Origin of the sequence: Streptomyces thermoalcalitolerans (assembly GCF_039525155.1) — a bacterium.
Classification (GTDB): Bacteria; Actinomycetota; Actinomycetes; order Streptomycetales; family Streptomycetaceae; genus Streptomyces; species Streptomyces thermovulgaris.
In genome coordinates this window covers 1-15,670 of the sequence record NZ_BAAAHG010000066.1, presented here as the reverse complement: position 1 = coordinate 15,670, position 15,670 = coordinate 1, and the positions used below count along the sequence as shown (strand labels likewise).

General features: G+C 71.3%; 16 protein-coding genes, 2 tRNA genes, 1 other RNA gene and 1 pseudogene. 9 read left to right on the top strand and 11 right to left on the bottom strand.

All coding sequences use genetic code 11. The annotated features are described in order from the left end of the window. Nucleotides 1-104 precede the first annotated feature (104 nt). From ABD224_RS26105 to ABD224_RS26080, 6 genes are all read right to left on the bottom strand, one after another. Nucleotides 105-398, bottom strand: coding sequence for a Dabb family protein (locus ABD224_RS26105; protein ID WP_344054140.1), 294 nt, complete (start codon nt 396-398; stop codon nt 105-107). After that, nucleotides 398-574, bottom strand: a complete 177-nt coding sequence (locus ABD224_RS26100) for a hypothetical protein (protein ID WP_344054138.1) — start codon at nt 572-574, stop codon at nt 398-400. The genes ABD224_RS26105 and ABD224_RS26100 overlap by 1 nt, the downstream gene beginning before the upstream one ends. Before the next feature lie 138 nt (nt 575-712). Further along, nucleotides 713-797: transfer RNA gene (locus ABD224_RS26095), tRNA-Ser, on the bottom strand. A gap of 90 nt (nt 798-887) precedes the next feature. After that, nucleotides 888-1,391, bottom strand: coding sequence for a tRNA adenosine(34) deaminase TadA (tadA, locus tag ABD224_RS26090; RefSeq protein WP_344054136.1), 504 nt, complete (start codon nt 1,389-1,391; stop codon nt 888-890). 11 nt (nt 1,392-1,402) lie between these two features. Further along, complete coding sequence (locus ABD224_RS26085) at nt 1,403-1,936, bottom strand: tRNA adenosine deaminase-associated protein (RefSeq protein WP_344054172.1); 534 nt, start codon at nt 1,934-1,936, stop codon at nt 1,403-1,405. A gap of 331 nt (nt 1,937-2,267) precedes the next feature. Further along, nucleotides 2,268-2,588 (bottom strand): hypothetical protein, encoded by a 321-nt coding sequence (locus tag ABD224_RS26080; RefSeq protein ID WP_344054175.1) that lies wholly within the window; start codon nt 2,586-2,588, stop codon nt 2,268-2,270. A 137-nt stretch (nt 2,589-2,725) separates the two neighbouring features. On the opposite strand from ABD224_RS26080, the gene upp reads away from it, so the two are divergent. Then, nucleotides 2,726-3,361, top strand: coding sequence for a uracil phosphoribosyltransferase (gene upp / locus ABD224_RS26075; protein ID WP_344054134.1), 636 nt, complete (start codon nt 2,726-2,728; stop codon nt 3,359-3,361). Between the two features lie 160 nt (nt 3,362-3,521). Here the strand turns inward: upp and ABD224_RS26070 are convergent, their stop codons facing one another. Next, complete coding sequence (locus tag ABD224_RS26070) at nt 3,522-4,151, bottom strand: LytR C-terminal domain-containing protein (RefSeq protein ID WP_344054170.1); 630 nt, start codon at nt 4,149-4,151, stop codon at nt 3,522-3,524. A gap of 218 nt (nt 4,152-4,369) precedes the next feature. Then, a complete protein-coding gene (locus ABD224_RS26065) occupies nt 4,370-4,666 on the bottom strand; it encodes a type II toxin-antitoxin system VapB family antitoxin (RefSeq protein WP_086793493.1) in 297 nt (98 codons plus the stop codon). A gap of 104 nt (nt 4,667-4,770) precedes the next feature. Here ABD224_RS26065 and ABD224_RS26060 point away from each other — a divergent pair, with 104 nt between their 5' ends. Further along, nucleotides 4,771-6,375, top strand: coding sequence for a helicase HerA-like domain-containing protein (locus ABD224_RS26060; protein WP_344054131.1), 1,605 nt, complete (start codon nt 4,771-4,773; stop codon nt 6,373-6,375). Between the two features lie 136 nt (nt 6,376-6,511). Here the strand turns inward: ABD224_RS26060 and ABD224_RS26055 are convergent, their stop codons facing one another. Beyond that, nucleotides 6,512-7,189 carry an HdeD family acid-resistance protein gene (locus ABD224_RS26055; RefSeq protein ID WP_344054129.1) on the bottom strand — a complete coding sequence of 226 codons (678 nt, stop codon included), beginning with the start codon at nt 7,187-7,189 and terminating at the stop codon, nt 6,512-6,514. 578 nt (nt 7,190-7,767) lie between these two features. On the opposite strand from ABD224_RS26055, the gene ABD224_RS26050 reads away from it, so the two are divergent. Continuing rightward, on the top strand, nt 7,768-9,822 hold the full coding sequence (locus ABD224_RS26050) for a copper resistance CopC/CopD family protein (protein ID WP_344054127.1): 2,055 nt from the start codon (nt 7,768-7,770) through the stop codon (nt 9,820-9,822). Between the two features lie 32 nt (nt 9,823-9,854). Here ABD224_RS26050 and ABD224_RS26045 read toward each other — a convergent pair whose 3' ends face one another. After that, complete coding sequence (locus tag ABD224_RS26045; protein ID WP_344054125.1) at nt 9,855-10,748, bottom strand: DUF72 domain-containing protein; 894 nt, start codon at nt 10,746-10,748, stop codon at nt 9,855-9,857. A gap of 126 nt (nt 10,749-10,874) precedes the next feature. Between ABD224_RS26045 and ABD224_RS26040 the strand changes: the two genes are divergently transcribed. The 4 genes and pseudogenes from ABD224_RS26040 to ABD224_RS26025 all read left to right on the top strand — a co-directional run. Continuing rightward, the gene (locus tag ABD224_RS26040; RefSeq protein ID WP_344054123.1) at nt 10,875-11,177 is read left to right on the top strand and encodes a hypothetical protein; all 303 of its coding nucleotides are present in this window, start codon (nt 10,875-10,877) and stop codon (nt 11,175-11,177) included. A gap of 227 nt (nt 11,178-11,404) precedes the next feature. Continuing rightward, the gene (locus ABD224_RS26035) at nt 11,405-12,202 is read left to right on the top strand and encodes a DUF2637 domain-containing protein (RefSeq protein ID WP_344054121.1); all 798 of its coding nucleotides are present in this window, start codon (nt 11,405-11,407) and stop codon (nt 12,200-12,202) included. Between the two features lie 570 nt (nt 12,203-12,772). Beyond that, a complete protein-coding gene (locus tag ABD224_RS26030) occupies nt 12,773-13,456 on the top strand; it encodes a hypothetical protein (RefSeq protein ID WP_344054119.1) in 684 nt (227 codons plus the stop codon). 68 nt (nt 13,457-13,524) lie between these two features. Beyond that, a pseudogene (locus ABD224_RS26025) lies at nt 13,525-13,805 on the top strand (site-specific integrase); the annotation flags it as partial. Between the two features lie 123 nt (nt 13,806-13,928). On the opposite strand, the gene ABD224_RS26020 reads toward ABD224_RS26025, so the two are convergent. Continuing rightward, nucleotides 13,929-14,016, bottom strand: a tRNA-Ser gene (locus tag ABD224_RS26020). Between the two features lie 72 nt (nt 14,017-14,088). Here ABD224_RS26020 and ffs point away from each other — a divergent pair. Further along, nucleotides 14,089-14,183, top strand: an RNA gene (gene ffs / locus ABD224_RS26015) — signal recognition particle sRNA small type. Between the two features lie 64 nt (nt 14,184-14,247). Next, nucleotides 14,248-15,670: DNA polymerase III subunit gamma and tau (locus tag ABD224_RS26010; protein WP_344054117.1), on the top strand; the 1,423-nt coding region annotated here is incomplete at its 3' end.

Below are 15,670 nucleotides of genomic sequence, written 5' to 3'. Positions count from 1 at the left end.
CGGCCGGGGCCGGCCATGGCCGACGGTGTCCGTACGCGGCTGTGCGCGGCCGCGCACGGCTGTCCCAGGGGGCTGTGCGCGGCTGTCCCAGGGGGCCGGGACCGTCAGAACTCGTAGTCGGCGATCACCCATGTGGCGAACTCCCGCCACTGGGCGGCGCACGCCTGATGGGCCGGGTGCTCCAGGTACCGGCGCAGGGCGTCGGCGTCCTCGACCGCAGAGTTGATCGCGAAGTCGTAGGCGATGGGCCGGTCGCTGACGTTCCAGCCGCACTCCCAGAAGCGCAGCTCGTCGATCTGGCCGCCCAGGGCGCGGAAGGCCTTCACACCGGCCACGACGCGCGGGTCGTCGCGCTCGACGCCCTCGTTGAGCTTGAACAGGACCAGATGCCGGATCATCACTTTCCTCCGTTGGCGACCCACGTCATGAAATCGCCGATGGCCTTGGCGGCCGCCGAGATGCCCTCGAACCCTATCTGGACATAGCTCGCCGCCTTGGCGGGGTCGGTGATGATCACGTACAGCACGAAGACCACGAGCACATAGACGGCGATCTTCTTGGCGTTCACCGCCATCGCGGTCTCCCCCCTGTCGCTGGGTGCGCTGTCGCTGGCTGTCCGGTCACGGACCCGTCCTGCCGGGGATCCGCACCGGTCGGGCGCTGTAGATGATCGCACGAAGGGCCCCGTCCGGTGGACAGGGCCCTTCTCGAGCGGTAGCGGAGGGATTTGAACCCTCGGTGACTTGCGCCACACTCGCTTTCGAGGCGAGCTCCTTCGGCCGCTCGGACACGCTACCGAGGGAGACCTTACAGCACGGGTGGCCCTGCTTCGAAATCCGTTTCTTCCGCCCGGTCCGAAGGAGCGACCCCAGGGCGGCCCTTCGGGCTCAGCGACCGCGGAAGAAATCGGTGAGCAGCGTGGCGCATTCGTCGGCGAGTACGCCCTCGATCACCTCGGGCCGGTGGTTGAGCCGCCGGTCCCGTACGACGTCCCACAGGGAGCCGGCGGCGCCGGCCTTCTCGTCGCGGGCGCCGTAGACCACCCGGTCCACACGGGACAGGACGATCGCGCCGGCGCACATCGTGCACGGCTCCAGGGTGACGACCAGCGTGCAGCCGGACAGCCGCCACTGACCGGTCCGCGCGGCGGCCCGCCGGATGGCGAGGACCTCCGCGTGGGCGGTCGGGTCGCCGGTGGCCTCACGCTCGTTGTGGCCGGCGCCGAGCACGGTCGTGCCGTCGTCGGCCAGCACGACGGCGCCGACCGGGACGTCCCCGCCCCGGACGGCCCGTCCGGCCTCGTCCAGGGCGAGCCGCATCGCGGCCCGCCAGCGGTCGCGCACCGGGTCCGGGACCCCGGCCGGCTCCGGCGCCCTGCTGATGCCCGGCATGCCCGCCCCGGTCAGCGGACGGTCTCCAGGACCTCCGAGGCGCCCAGGGCTTCGGCGATCGCGCTCAGCGCGTCCTCTGCCTCCAGGGTGTGCAGCTCCTTCGCGCTGATGCCCAGGTCGTCGAGGATGTTGTCGTCGCCCAGCGGGCTGTGCGTGATGAGTGCGGCGGACGACGACTCCTCGTCGTCCACGGCGGACGCCGGTTCACCGTCCTCCGTGCCGTCGAGATCGAGGGAGTCCAGGTCGGGACCGTCGTCACCGGGGTCCCGGCCGAGCAGTTCGTTGGTGAGCAGGATCTCGCCGTACGAACTACGGGCAGCGGCGGCGGCGTCGGAGACGTAGATACGAGGGTCGTCCTCGCCGTCCACGCGGACGACGCCGAACCAGGCGCCCTCCTGCTCGATCATGACAAGCACCGTGTCGTCGTCGGTCGAGGCCTCCCGGGCCAGATCGGCCAGATCGGCCAGCGTCTCCACGTCGTCGAGCTCTGTGTCGCTCGCTTCCCACCCGTCTTCGGTGCGCGCGAGCAGTGCGGCGAAGTACACCGTGACTCTCCCACTGGTCATAGGCGTGCCGGTTGGAGGTCCCCTCCGGCGGAGGTTCTGGGCGGAGAGAGTTGGGCTCCAAGCCCCGCCCACTCGGAATCGTGGCAGAAACCATGCCTTCTGGGGACGTCTTCGTCCCCCTGTGTCCGGCGGTTTCGCCGGTCCATCGGTTCATCGGTTGTGCCGGTGCGTCGGCGAAGGACCCACCGGCGCGGTCGTTGCCGCCGCACCCCGGATCGTACGCGGCTTTTCCCCGGCGGCCACGCACGTCCGCCGCCCGGGCGTCCCCGTGGGTGTCGCCCCTCCCGTCCGTCTTGCGTGCATCTTTCGCCTACCAGCGGAACGTGCGCATGAGCAGGACGTGCCGCAGCCGGGCGGCCCTGGCGCGGCGGGGCTGGACGCGTTCGCGCAGGGCGCGTGCCTCGGCGAGTTCGCTCAGGAAGAGGGCCCGGCGCCGTTGGCGCTCGTGGTCGGCCTCGGCCGCGGATATGTCCGCTGTCTCCGGCGTGTCCGCCGTCCCTGGCCCGTCCGCCGTCCCCGGCGTCTCCTGCGTGCCTGTCTCCTGCGTGTCCGTCTCCTGCGCGTCCGTCGTCTCCGGCTGTGCGTGCGGCGCCGGATTCCGGCGGGATTCCCGGTCAGGCAATTGGTTCACCACCCCAGTGCGTTCCTCCCACTCTCCCTCGGACGAGGGCTTGGTGCCACAACAACGCACAGGGTGGAGTACGGGTGAGCACGGCCGGAGCGGTGGCGGGTGGAAGGGCGGGGCAGGGGCCCGGTTACTGTTGGCCCATGCGTCTCCACGTCGTCGACCATCCCTTGGTCGCCCACAAGCTCACCACGCTGCGCGACCGGCGCACCGACTCCGCGACCTTCCGTCGGCTCGCCGACGAACTGGTCACCCTGCTCGCCTACGAGGCGACGCGGGACGTGCGCACCGAGCAGGTCGACATCGACACACCGGTCGCCCGGACCACCGGCGTCAAGCTCTCCTACCCGCGGCCCCTGGTGGTGCCGATCCTGCGGGCCGGGCTCGGCATGCTGGACGGCATGGTCCGGCTGCTGCCGACCGCCGAGGTGGGCTTCCTCGGCATGATCCGCAACGAGGAGACCCTGCAGGCCTCGACGTACGCCACACGGATGCCGGAGGACCTCTCCGGCCGCCAGGTCTACGTCCTCGACCCGATGCTCGCCACCGGCGGCACCCTGGTCGCGGCGATACAGGAACTGATCAAGCGTGGCGCCGACGACGTGACCGCGGTGGTGCTCCTGGCCGCCCCCGAGGGCATCGCGCTCATGGAACGCGAGCTGGCGGACACCCCGGTGACCGTCGTGACGGCGTCGGTCGACGAACGCCTCAACGAGCAGGGCTACATCGTCCCGGGTCTGGGGGACGCGGGCGACCGGATGTACGGGGCGGCGGACTAGCCCTCCTGACCACCTGTTCAGGGGCGGACCGGAGCCCGGGAAACGGTGGCCGGTCCGGTGCCGCGGAAGTGTCCGCCCACGCCGGTGACGAAACGGTACGGCACCCGGTCCCGCCCTTTCCGGGGCGGCCGGGCGCCGTACGTACGCGGCGTACGGCTGCTCAGCAGCCCTTCTTCGTCGTCTCGGGCGGCGGCGGAGGGGCGTACAGGGCGGCCAGGGCCTTGTCGGCGGCCGCCTGCGCGGTCAGCTGCTTGAAGCCGTCGCCGATGATCAGGTCGACGTCCGCGCCCTTGCGGGCGTCGGCACGGCGCTCGGCACCGGCGAGCTGGGTGGCGAGAACGGGCAGCGAGGTGTTCATCGAGGAGGCCGAGCCGAGCAGGATCCCGGTGCCCTTGACCTTCTTGTCGAACTCCTTGGTCGCGTTGTCCACCCGGCCGATGCGGAAGCCGCGCTTCTTCAGCTCGTCCGCGGTCTGCTTGGCCAGACCGGTGCGGGCGGTGGCGTTGAGGACGTTGACGGTGATCTGGCCCGGCTTGGGCAGCGTACGGGCCGCGCTCGCGGGCGACGGGCTCGCCGTGGGCGCCGCCTTCGGCGCGCACTCCCCCTTGGTCCCGACCGCCGAGGCGCTCTTTCCGCCGCCGGTGAAGACGTCGATGAGCTGCAACGTGCCCCAGCCGATCACACCGAGCGCCGTGACGGAGGCGACGGCGAGGAACGCAAGCCTGCCACGCCGACGGGGCCTGCGCATCCGCGGGTACTTGTTCCCCGTGATCCGGTACTGCCCGCCCATGCCGGGGGGAGTCAGCATGCTCATGGGCGCAGCGTAGTGCGCCTGAGCGGTGATGCCTACTAGATGATCATTCGATACGGTGCAGGAGAACCCAAAAGGTCCAAGCCGTTACCGAACAGCGATCCGGACGGCTCGGCCCGGTCCGAGTCGGTCCGGTGCCGGACCGGTTCTGCCGGCCCGGTTCTGCCAGTTCTGCCGGTTCTGTCAGTCCGGTTCTGTCAGTCCAGTTCGAGCACGCGCGCGTGCAGCACCTGGCGCTGCTGGAGTGCGGCCCGCACCGCGCGGTGAAGACCGTCCTCCAGATACAGGTCGCCCTGCCACTTCACGACGTGCGCGAAGAGGTCGCCGTAGAACGTCGAGTCCTCCGCGAGAAGAGTCTCCAGGTCGAGCTGCTGCTTGGTGGTCACGAGCTGATCAAGGCGGACCGGGCGCGGCGCGACGTCCGCCCATTGACGGGTGCTCTCCAGGCCGTGGTCGGGGTACGGCCGGCCGTTTCCGATGCGCTTGAAGATCACACGGAAAGCCTACCGGGCAAGGGCTTCCGGGCGCAGCCCGCCCACCGGAGTGCGACGCTGGAAATGCCGCGGCAAACGCGGGCGAACCGGAAAAGGGGCATGAGATGAGTGACAGCGAGACCGTGCCCGGGGCCGCCGCCCGCGAGGCTCCGGGAAGCGCCCCGGCGCTCCCGCAGGAGGCCCTGGAGATCGCCTCCGGATACGCCTTCGCCGGGCCCGCCCTGGATCTGGGTGCCCTGATCTGGGACGGCCACTGCCTGCCCGACGCGCGGATCCGGATCCCCCTGTCGGTGCTGAACCGCCACGGCCTGGTCGCGGGCGCCACCGGCACCGGCAAGACCAAGACCCTGCAGCTGATCGCCGAGCAGCTCTCGGCCCAGGGCGTGCCGGTCTTCCTCGCGGACGTCAAGGGGGACCTGTCCGGGATCTCGGAGCCGGGCACGGCGAACGACCGTGTCCGGTCCCGGACCGCCGAGGTCCACCAGCAGTGGACGCCGACCGGCTTCCCCACCGAGTTCTACGCCCTGGGCGGCGCGGGCCACGGGATCCCGCTGCGGGCGACCGTCACCAGCTTCGGTCCGCTGCTGCTGTCCAAGGTGCTCCGGCTCAACCCGACGCAGGAGCAGTCCCTCGCCCTGATCTTCCACTACGCCGACACCAAGGGGCTGGAACTGGTCGACCTCAAGGACCTCAGGGCGGTCGTCGCCTTTCTGACCTCCGACGAGGGCAAGCAGGAGCTGAAGGGCATCGGCGGCCTCTCGGCCGCCACCGCCGGGGTGATCCTGCGCTCCCTCACCGCCTTCGAGGCGCAGGGCATGACGGACTTCTTCGGCGAGCCGGAGTTCGACACCGGCGCGCTCCTGCGCCGGGCCGACGACGGCCGCGGAGTCGTCTCCGTCCTCGAACTGCCCGCCGTCCAGGGCGAACCGCGGCTCTTCTCCACCTTCCTGATGTGGCTGCTCGCCGACCTCTTCCACGATCTGCCGGAGGTCGGCGACGCGGACAGGCCGAAGCTGGTGTTCTTCTTCGACGAGGCGCATCTGCTGTTCGACGACGCCTCCGAGGCGTTCCTGGAGTCGATCACGCGGACGGTGCGGCTCATCCGCTCGAAGGGCGTCGGCGTCTTCTTCGTCACCCAGTCCCCGAAGGACGTGCCCGCCGACGTACTGGGCCAGTTGGGCAACCGGGTCCAGCACGCGCTGCGCGCCTTCACCCCCGACGACCAGGAGGCCCTGAAGGCCACGGTGCGGACCTTCCCCGAGTCCGCCTACGACCTGGAGGAGATCCTCACCGGGCTCGGCACCGGCGAGGCGGTGGTGACGGTGCTGAGCGAGAGGGGGGCGCCGACCCCGGTCGCGGCGGTCCGGCTGCGGGCACCCGAGTCCCTGATGGGCCCGGTCGACGGAGCGGCCCTGGACCGCGCGGTGCGGGAGTCCCGTCTGCACGCCCGTTATGCACAGGCTGTGGATCGCGAGTCGGCGTACGAGAAACTCACCGGGACGCGGGCCGCCCGGGGCGAGGAGACGGCATCCGCGGAACCGAGGGGCGCCCGGACGCCCCGGGGCCGGCGGCACGAGGGCGAGGAGCCGTCGGTCGTCGAACAGGTCATGGACAGCGGTGTGTTCAAGTCCCTGGCCCGGTCCGTGGGCACTCAGCTCGGCCGTGAGATCACCCGGTCCCTCTTCGGCACGGCCCGCAGGAGGCGGTGAACGGCCGGTTCATTCGTGGCGGCCATCCGCGCCGCAGGGGCCTTTCTCGTGGCCGCAGTGACCTCTCCCGTGGCCGCGGAGGCCGCCTCTGCGGCCACACGGGCATCCTCTGCGGTCACACGGACCTCACCTGTGGTCAGACCGTGCTCGGGAACTGTTCGGCGTGCCCGCGGACGCGCAACGCGATGACGGTCTCGACGATGCCGACCACCACCAGCCACCAGCCGGCGACCACGGTGAGGACGACGACCGACTCCAGTGGGGAGACGATCAGGACGGCTCCGGCGAGGAAGGCAAGGACGCCGAAGAAGATCTGCCAGCCGCGCGCGGGCGTGCCGGGGTCGTGGACGGCGGCGATCGTCTGGGTGAGGCCGCGGATCAGCCAGCCGATGCCGATCCACAGGGCGAGCAGCAGAACCGACTGCAGGGCGCCGCGGAAGCAGAACAGACCCAGCAGGATCGACAGGGCGCCGCTGGCGAAGGCCAGCACGCGCAGCGGGGCCGTCCGGTGGGTGGCGAAGGCGGAGACCAGCTGGAGCACACCGCTGACCAGAAGGTAGACGCCGAAGAGGACCCCGGCGGCGAGCAGGGAGGGGCCCGGCCAGAGCAGGACCAGGACGCCCAGGACCAGGGCGGCCGCACCGGTGGCGAGGAGGGCCTGCCGGCCGGCGCGGGAGATGAGGGGCGGCGGCCCCTCCGGCGGCGGTCCGTGGTGCGGTGGCGGCGTCCCCGGGCGCCGTGGGTCACGTGCGGCGTGGACGCGGCGGTCGTCGTACCCGGGGCCCTGGGGACCGGCGCTCGGTGGCTCGGTCATGGTTCATGCTGGGAACGCACGCGCGCGTGCCGCAACCGGGACCGGCCGCTCGGCTGACACCGGCGGGCCGCCGTACGCCGCGTCGCTTGCCGGGCGGCGCGAGGGGGCCTGCGTCTTCCGGCTGCCGGACCCGGCCGCTCCTTGTGGCCCTTGGCTCCTTCGGTCCGTCGGTTCCTTCGGTCCGCCGACTCCTTTTGAGCGCCGGCTCCCTCGGCCCGTCGCAGCGGTTCCTGCCCGCTGCCGACGTCCTGTCAGGACGCTCTGCCGGGCACCGTCGGCACCGCCGTGGTGCTCGACAGGGGAGGAGACGGGGGAAGAGACGGGGGAGAAGACGGGGGAGAAGACGGGGGAGGAGAGGCACAGCAGCGTTTTCCCGGCTCTCGAGGAGCAGGGATCCACGATCCTCGCCCCCGGGGCAGCGGTGCACGGCTGTAGCGCGCCCGGCCGGCTGTTCGTACCGCGAGGGCCTGTTCGTGCCGCGGGATAGCCTTCCCGGACGATTCCGGTGAGCAAAGCGCCGTCCTCTTCCGTACCCCTGCGGAGGCCGGCAATCCCCCATCTCCAGAACGGGAAGTGACGTGACCGTACGGCGACCACTTCGGGTGCTGACACTGCTCGGCGCCGTACTGGCCCTGCTCCTGCTCGGCGGGGCCGGTCCCGCTTTCGCCCATGCGGACCTGCGCGAGGCCGACCCGGCCGACGGAACCGTTCTGAAGTCGGCTCCCTCCACGGTCACGCTGACCTACTCCGAGTCCGTCGCCCTGCTCGACGACTCCTTCCGCCTGTTCGACCCCGAGGGCCGGCGGGTGAGGACGAAGCCGCCACGGCATGTGCCGGGCCGGTCGAACACGGCCCAGGTGGAGTTCCCGGACGGACTGGGCGAGGGCACCTTCACCGTGGCGTGGCGGGTGATCTCGGCGGACGGCCACCCGGTCTCCGGCGCCCTGACCTTCTCCGTGGGAAAGCCCTCCCCGGCGGCCCCCGTGGTCGACACGGGGCCCGACCAGCACCCCGTGACCGGCACCCTCTACGACCTCGGCCGCTACACCGCCTACGGTGCCGCCGCCCTGCTCATCGGCATGGTCGCCTTCATCCTGCTGTGCCGTCCGCCAAACCCCCGTCTGCTGCGCGGGCCGCTGGCCGTGAGCTGGTGGGCGGCACTGGCGTCCACACTCGTCCTGCTGGTGCTGCGGGCTCCCTACGAGACGGGCACCGGCCCGATGACGGCCTTCGATCCCGCGGCCGTCTCCCGCACCCTGAGCAGCCGTCCCGGTCTGGTCCTGACGGCCCGTCTGGCCCTGCTCGTACCGACGGCCGTCTTCCTCGTACGGCTCTTCCGGCGCCGGCCGGGGCAGGAGCCCACGCGCGCGACCCTGGCGGCGGGCGCCGTGCCGGCCCTCGCCCTGGCGCTGACCCTGGCTGCGTCCGAGCACGCCTCGGCCGGCATCCAGGTGCCGGTGGCGATGACGTCCTCGACACTGCACGTGCTGGCGATGGGGGTCTGGCTGGGCGGGCTGACGGCCCTTCTCACGATCCTGCAACGGGTGACGGAGGACGAGCCGCGAACGGCGGCCCCGGCCGGCGGCCCGAACGCCGGCGCGCCGGACAGCTCCCAGGACCTCTCCCCGGCCCCCTCCCCGGATCCCTCCCGGGACGTTTCCCCGGCCGACGACGGCCCCGCGCTGACGGCGGCCGTGGCCCGCTTCTCCCGGATCGCCTTCGGCGCCGTCACCGTCCTCGTGGCCACCGGGATCTACCAGTCCTGGCGCGGCCTCGGCTCCTGGGCCGCGCTCACCGGCACCGCGTACGGCCGGCTGCTGCTGGTCAAGGTGGCGGTGGTGGTGCTGATGCTGGCCGTGGCGGGCCTCTCACGGCGCTGGACGGCCCGGTTGGCGGCGGTGGACGGGGAAGCCGCCGTACGGGCGGGGAAGCCGCAGGCGGTGGCCCGCGCACGGGTCCCGGTGCCGGCCGGCGGGAAGCGGCTTTCCGGGGCGGAGGAGTCCGGGACGGAAGAACCCGGAGCCGAGGAAGCCGCAGCCGGTGAAGTCCCAGCCGAGGAAGCTCCGGCCGGTGAAGGCCTGGCCAAGGAAGCTCCGGCCGGAAAAGCCCCGGCCGGGAAACCCGCGTCCTCGCCGGCGCCCGACGTCTGCCGTCGTGCCCTGCGCCGCTCGGTCCTGACCGAGGTCGCCGTGGGCATCGCGGTGCTGGTCGTCACCACGATGCTGGTCAGCACCCTCCCGGGCCGTGTGGCCGCCGAGGCGGAGAACGCCCCGCCCGCGGGAGGGGCGCCGGGGGCCTCCCTCACGATGATCCCGTTCGATGTCGGCACTCCGGGAGGCCACGGCAAGGTGCAGGTCACGCTGGTGCCGGGCCGTGTCGGCCAGAACGCGGTGGAGGCCGTGGTCTACGGCCCCGACGGCGGCTTGAGCATCGTCCCCGAGCTGCGCCTGTCCCTGTCCCTGCCCGAACAGAAGCTCGGCCCGATCGACGCCAAGCTCATCAAGAGGGGCGGCTACTGGAGCACCGACACCCTCAATCTCCCGGTCGCCGGCGAGTGGACGATGAAGGCGACGGTGCGCGTGTCGGAGATCGACCAGGTGAGCGCGGAGCGGAAGGTCCGGATCCTGCGCTAGGGGTGCCGTCCGGACCGGGCCGGCTCTCCCGGTCAGCCGGATGCGGCGCGCGGAACGCGGGACGCGGACGCCGGCCGTTCGAGCAGCGAACGCATCCGCTCGGCGGCCCGGACCGCCGCGTCGCCGCAGCAGTTGTTGAACAGGACATGGAGCCTCTCGACACTCCCGGCGAGGGAGCGCAGCCGCGGCACCCACTCCTCCAGCTCGTGGTCGGCGTACTCGTACCGGAACCGGTCCTCCTTGCTCCCGGTCCCCCAGGAAGGGCTGCGCCCGTGGAAGCGCACGACGGAGAGCCGCGGTGAGGTGACGGGCGTGACCGGCGGGACGGAGGAGGGCAGCGTCTGCACCATGTCGACGCCGACGGCGGCGAAGCCGTACCGGCGCAGCAGCGCGGCGGTCGCCTCCGTCCGCCCCTCCCGCCACCACGCGGGGTGCCGGAACTCCACCGCCACGGGCCAGCCCGCGGTCCGCTCGGCGCACCCCTCCAGGAACGCCTCGGCCCGCGTGCCCGGCCGGAACCACGGCGGGAACTGGAACAGCACACTGCCCAGCCGTCCGTGGCGGCGCAGCGGCTCGATCCCCTCGGCGAACCGTGCCCACACGGCGTCGAGGAATGTCGCGTCACGAGGGTCGTACGACGCACCGCGCAGCTCCTTCGGCAGCGCGCCGCACCGAGTGGGGTGCCCGGTGAGCGGCGAGAACGCCTTCACGTCGAAGACGAAGTGCTCCGGGGTCCGCTCGGCCCAGAGCCGGCTGTTCCGCTCGTCGGGAAGGGCGTAGTACGCGGAGTCGGCCTCGACGACCGGGAACCGCGTGGTGTAGTACCGCAGCCGGCCCTCGGCGCCGCGTGCCCCCGCCGGGTACCAGCCACTGCGCACCAGCCTCGGATCCGTCCACGAACACGTACCGACCAGGATCTCGCCCATGGCGAGCGGTTACCCCCGATCAGCGCAATGCCACCGCGCGATCCGGCAACGACACGGCCCCGAGTGGTCGAATTCCTTCACCCGTTTGCCACGCATCCGGGGAAGTCGGGCGGCGTTAGTCGAGATATGACCGAGACAACCAGGGAAGGGCACTGGGGTCTGCTCATGGGGCGGAAGCGGGAGAGCACGAACGCCGCGCAGGCGGTGCCGCTCGGCCCCTATACGTACCTTCCCGCCCCAGTGCACTCGTCGGCCACTGTCAACGGCGTCCTGACCAGGGGTGATTGCCCGGTCGCACTGAAGGTGACCGAGCCTTTGCTGCGCAATTTCCTGGACGTGATGAGCACACTGGAAGCCGACCTTGCCCGCCGTTGGGTCGGCTCGGAGGCCCGGTCCGCCCGCCCGGGAGCGGAACAGCCGACTGCGTAATGTACGACGAACGTATTGGCCGCCGTTCGGCGAATTCCGCCGACTTCTCCACTGGTTATTCAGGTCATCGGGAGGTCTGGAGCTACTCGGGCCACGGGGGTCATTCGGCTTATCCGAACGGACACCAGAAAGCCGGCACGGGCCGTCACCGGGCTCCGACGGAGTTCTTCTCGTCGCCCCTGGTCCCGCCGGACGAGACCTGGGATCCCGCCGAGGAGCTGGCCTTCATGCTCCAGGACGCGATGCAGGAGTCCCGGCAGGCGCACGGGCCGACGGCCCCCACCACCCGGGGCGAGGCACCGCTCACCGGGCTCATCCCGGTGGTTCCGGTCGCTTTGGACTTGGACACTCCCGGCACGCCGAACACACCGAACACTCCACATGCTCCGAGCGCCCCGAGCACGTCGGACGCTCCGGGCACCTCGAAGACCCCCCTGGAGAACCTGCAGCGGATCACCGCGGAACTGCCTCCGCTGAGGGAGGTTCCCCGGCGCCATCGAAGGATCCGGGAGCGCAAGCGTCCGAACGTCCTGCGCACCACCAGCCATGTCATCGCCGCGCTGACCGCGGTGATCGCCTCCTCGGTGAGCTTCTTCGGCGGGATGGTCGCCTACGACCCCCTCCACGTCCTGGCCCTGGCCCGGATGCGGGAAGGTCTCGCGTCGTGGTGGCCCCTTCTGGTGTACGGCCCCTGGCTGGTGGCGTCCCTGTCGGTCCTGCGGGCCGCGCTGCACCGGCGCCGCGCCGTCCACTCCTGGGGTGTGGTGCTGGTCTTCTCGTCCATCGCGATGCTGCTGTGCATCGCCCAGGCGCCCAGGACGATCATCGATGTGGCGGCGGCTGCCCTGCCGGGCCTGGCGTCCCTGGCCTGCTTCCAGCAACTCGTGCGCCAGGTCACCCTGACCCGCCCGCCTCGCCGCACGACACCCCGCCACCGCCATTCCTCCGCCCCTGCTTCCCCCCGTACCACCAGCCGTCCGGCGAAGACACGACCCGCGGGAGGACCGGTCGGCAAGAAACGCTGACCGCCGGTGTCCGGCTGTGACCCGCGGGAGCCGCGGTCGGGGCGGGAGCATCGGGCATTGGCCCAGCGGCACAGCCGGACACCGGTGACGACGCCGACAAGGGTGACCAGGGCGAGCGGACAGCCGCCGGCCACCTGAATGACCGGAACGGCCGGGCTCCGCCCGAGACGGCCCAGCCCGTACCGAACAGCACCGCACCGGGGACCACGCCGGCATGGGCGCGCCCCGGAGTGCGGCGGCTGCGCGTCCCCGTACGGCATCTGCGGGCACGGCATCTGCGGCAGGGTGGGCGTGCCGGCGCCGGTTCCGAGGTGCTCCGCGGTGACGGCGGCGATCGCCTCGGCGAGCGCACGATCGTCGGTGAACTCCTCCTCCGTCCGCTCGATGCGGCGTTCGCGGCGCCCGTGCACTGTGCGGTCCCACGCCGATACGGCAGTGAGCGGTGGCGGCCGTCGGTGCGATGAACTGCGATGAGCAAGGACCAGTGCGACGAACGTTCCGCGGGTGTCGCCGGACCTGTGCGGTCAGAGTGTCCGGCGAACAGTCCTGAGGGGGCATCAGACTGCATACGTGGAAGTCGCCGAACTGGTTCTCAAGTACATAGAGGCACTTGTCTGGCCTGCGGTCACGCTGGCGTTGCTGTGGATATGGCGTGATCGAGTCGGTGAGGCCATCGGACGGTTGAGCCGTGTGGAGACACCGGTGGGTGCCCTGGAGTTCCAGAACGAGGCACGACGCGTTCGTGACCGTGCGGAAGCGGTAGTGGATGACGAGAGGGCGTCGACTGTCCCTGCGTCGCTGCCCGCACCACGTTCTGTGCCACACCCTGCGCCGTGGCCTGATCCACAGCCTCTGTCTGAGCCAGAGACACAGGAGCCCCCTGGTGATGCGGTGCGCCGTCGACTGCCCCTCCTGCGGGAAGGAATTGGTCAGCCGGACGAGGTTGTCGACCACTCCCCGGCGGGAGCGATCGTCTCTGCGTGGAATGCCTTGCAGATCTTCGCCGAGGAAATTCTCACCCGGTATCCATGGGTGCAGCCACGGCGTCCGGTATCGGGGAGAGTGCCACCGGGCGAGCTGGTGCGCATGCTGCAAAGGGCCGGCCTGCATCAGGAATGGGTCGACGTGATGGACGACCTCCGCCGCTTGCGCAACGCCGCTGTGCATGGAACCGCTGCAGTCACCCCGCAAGCAGCACGCGACTTCATTCAAGGCTGTAAGTCGGCAGCCATTGCACTGGAAGGTCTGACCTGACCCGGCCCTTCCGGAGAGTTCTCCTCCTGAGGGGGAGAACAGTGGGCGAGCCCTGCTCCCTCGAATGTGAGACCAAGAACACAAAGTCCCGAGCGGGCCGCCGTGCGGTGCCGCTGCCGGGTCCGCCGGTCGCCGTGCTCAGGCGGCATGCCGAGGCACAGGCATGCGGGCGCGGGGCCGCCGCGACCTTGTGGGGCGAGTCGGGCCACGGGTTCACCGAGCCGTTCGGGCCCGCCGAGTCCCGCCGCGATCGTGCTCGTGCTGCCCGGGGTTCCGGATCGCGTCATCGATCAGCTCATGGTGGGAGCCGGGCACCTCCGCGCGGATGCAGGCGCGGTACCCGCAAGTGGACACAAGTGGACAGAGGCCAGGACAGCCCGGGACAGCGACGTCCGGCGGACGACGACGAGGACGAAAACAAGGGGCCCCACCGGTGATCGGTGGGGCCCCTTGCTACGCCTGTCCAGGCGGCTGGCGGAGGATGCGGGATTTGAACCCGCGAGGGGTTGCCCCCAACACGCTTTCCAAGCGTGCGCCCTAGGCCACTAGGCGAATCCTCCGCCGGACACAGTACATGACGAAGGGGAGTGCTCGCGAACTCGTTGCCGCTGTCGGGATCGGGTACTCTGTGCGGAGCCCCTCACGCGGCGCTATCCGACTGAACTCCCCCAGGGCCGGAAGGCAGCAAGGGTAGGTTGGCTCTGGCGGGTGCGTGGGGGGCCTTGCGTGACAAAGGCGCCGGTGTTCGTGGTCAGGCCGGATTGTCGGCAGGCGCCTATAACCTCGTATGCGTGTCGTCTCTCGCGCTGTACCGCCGCTATCGCCCGGAGTCGTTCGCCGAGGTCATCGGGCAGGAGCATGTCACCGCCCCGCTGCAGCAGGCGCTGCGGAACAACCGGGTCAATCACGCGTACCTGTTCAGCGGCCCCCGCGGATGCGGCAAGACGACCAGCGCGCGCATTCTCGCCCGTTGCCTGAACTGCGAGAAGGGACCGACACCCACCCCCTGCGGTACCTGCGAGTCGTGCCGTGACCTGGCCCGGAACGGTCCGGGGTCCATCGACGTCATCGAGATCGACGCCGCTTCGCACGGTGGTGTGGACGACGCCCGCGACCTGCGGGAGAAGGCCTTCTTCGGGCCCGCGCGCAGCCGTTACAAGATCTACATCATCGACGAGGCCCACATGGTCACGTCGGCCGGCTTCAACGCGCTGCTCAAGGTGGTCGAGGAGCCGCCGGAACACCTGAAGTTCATCTTCGCGACCACTGAGCCCGAGAAGGTCATCGGGACCATCCGGTCCCGGACCCATCACTACCCCTTCCGGCTGGTTCCGCCGGGGACCCTGCGCGACTACCTCCACGAGGTGTGCCAGAAGGAGAACATCCCCGTCGAGGAGGGAGTCCTTCCGCTGGTCGTGCGGGCCGGTGGCGGATCCGTGCGTGACTCCATGTCCGTCATGGACCAGCTGCTCGCCGGTGCGGGGGAGGAGGGCGTGACCTATGCCATGGCCACCTCGCTCCTCGGATACACCGACGGCGCGCTGCTCGACTCCATCGTCGAGGCCTTCGCCGCCGGGGACGGCGCCGCCGCCTTCGAGGTCGTCAACCGCGTCATCGAGGGGGGTCACGATCCCCGCCGGTTCGCCGCCGACCTGCTGGAGCGGCTGCGGGACCTGGTGATCCTGGCCACCGTCCCGGACGCCGCCGAGAAGGGGCTCATCGACGCCCCCGCCGATGTCGTCGAGCGCATGCAGGACCAGGCCCGGTCCTTCGGCGCCGCCGAGCTGAGCCGTGCCGCCGACCTCGTCAACGAGGGACTGACCGAGATGCGCGGCGCCACCTCCCCCCGGCTCCAGCTCGAGCTGATCTGCGCCCGTGTGCTGCTGCCCGCGGCCTACAGCGACGAGCGGTCGGTGCTGGCCCGCCTCGACCGGCTCGAGCGAGGTGTGAACGTTTCCACGGGGGCCGGAACGCCTGCGATGGGGTACGTGCCGGGGCCGGAGGGCCATGGCGGTCCGGCGGGCGGTGGCGGCGCGGCTCCGGCGGTGCCGCCGGGCGGCGGGGCCGCGGCCGCACGGGCTGCCGTACGGGCATCGGGAGCCCCGACCGACCCCGGTGGCACTCCCGGACCGGCGGCTCCTGCGCCCCCCGCACCTCCCGCACCCCCTGCGACGGGCCCCGCGGGCGCCTCCGCCCCGGCCGCTCCGCCCACGG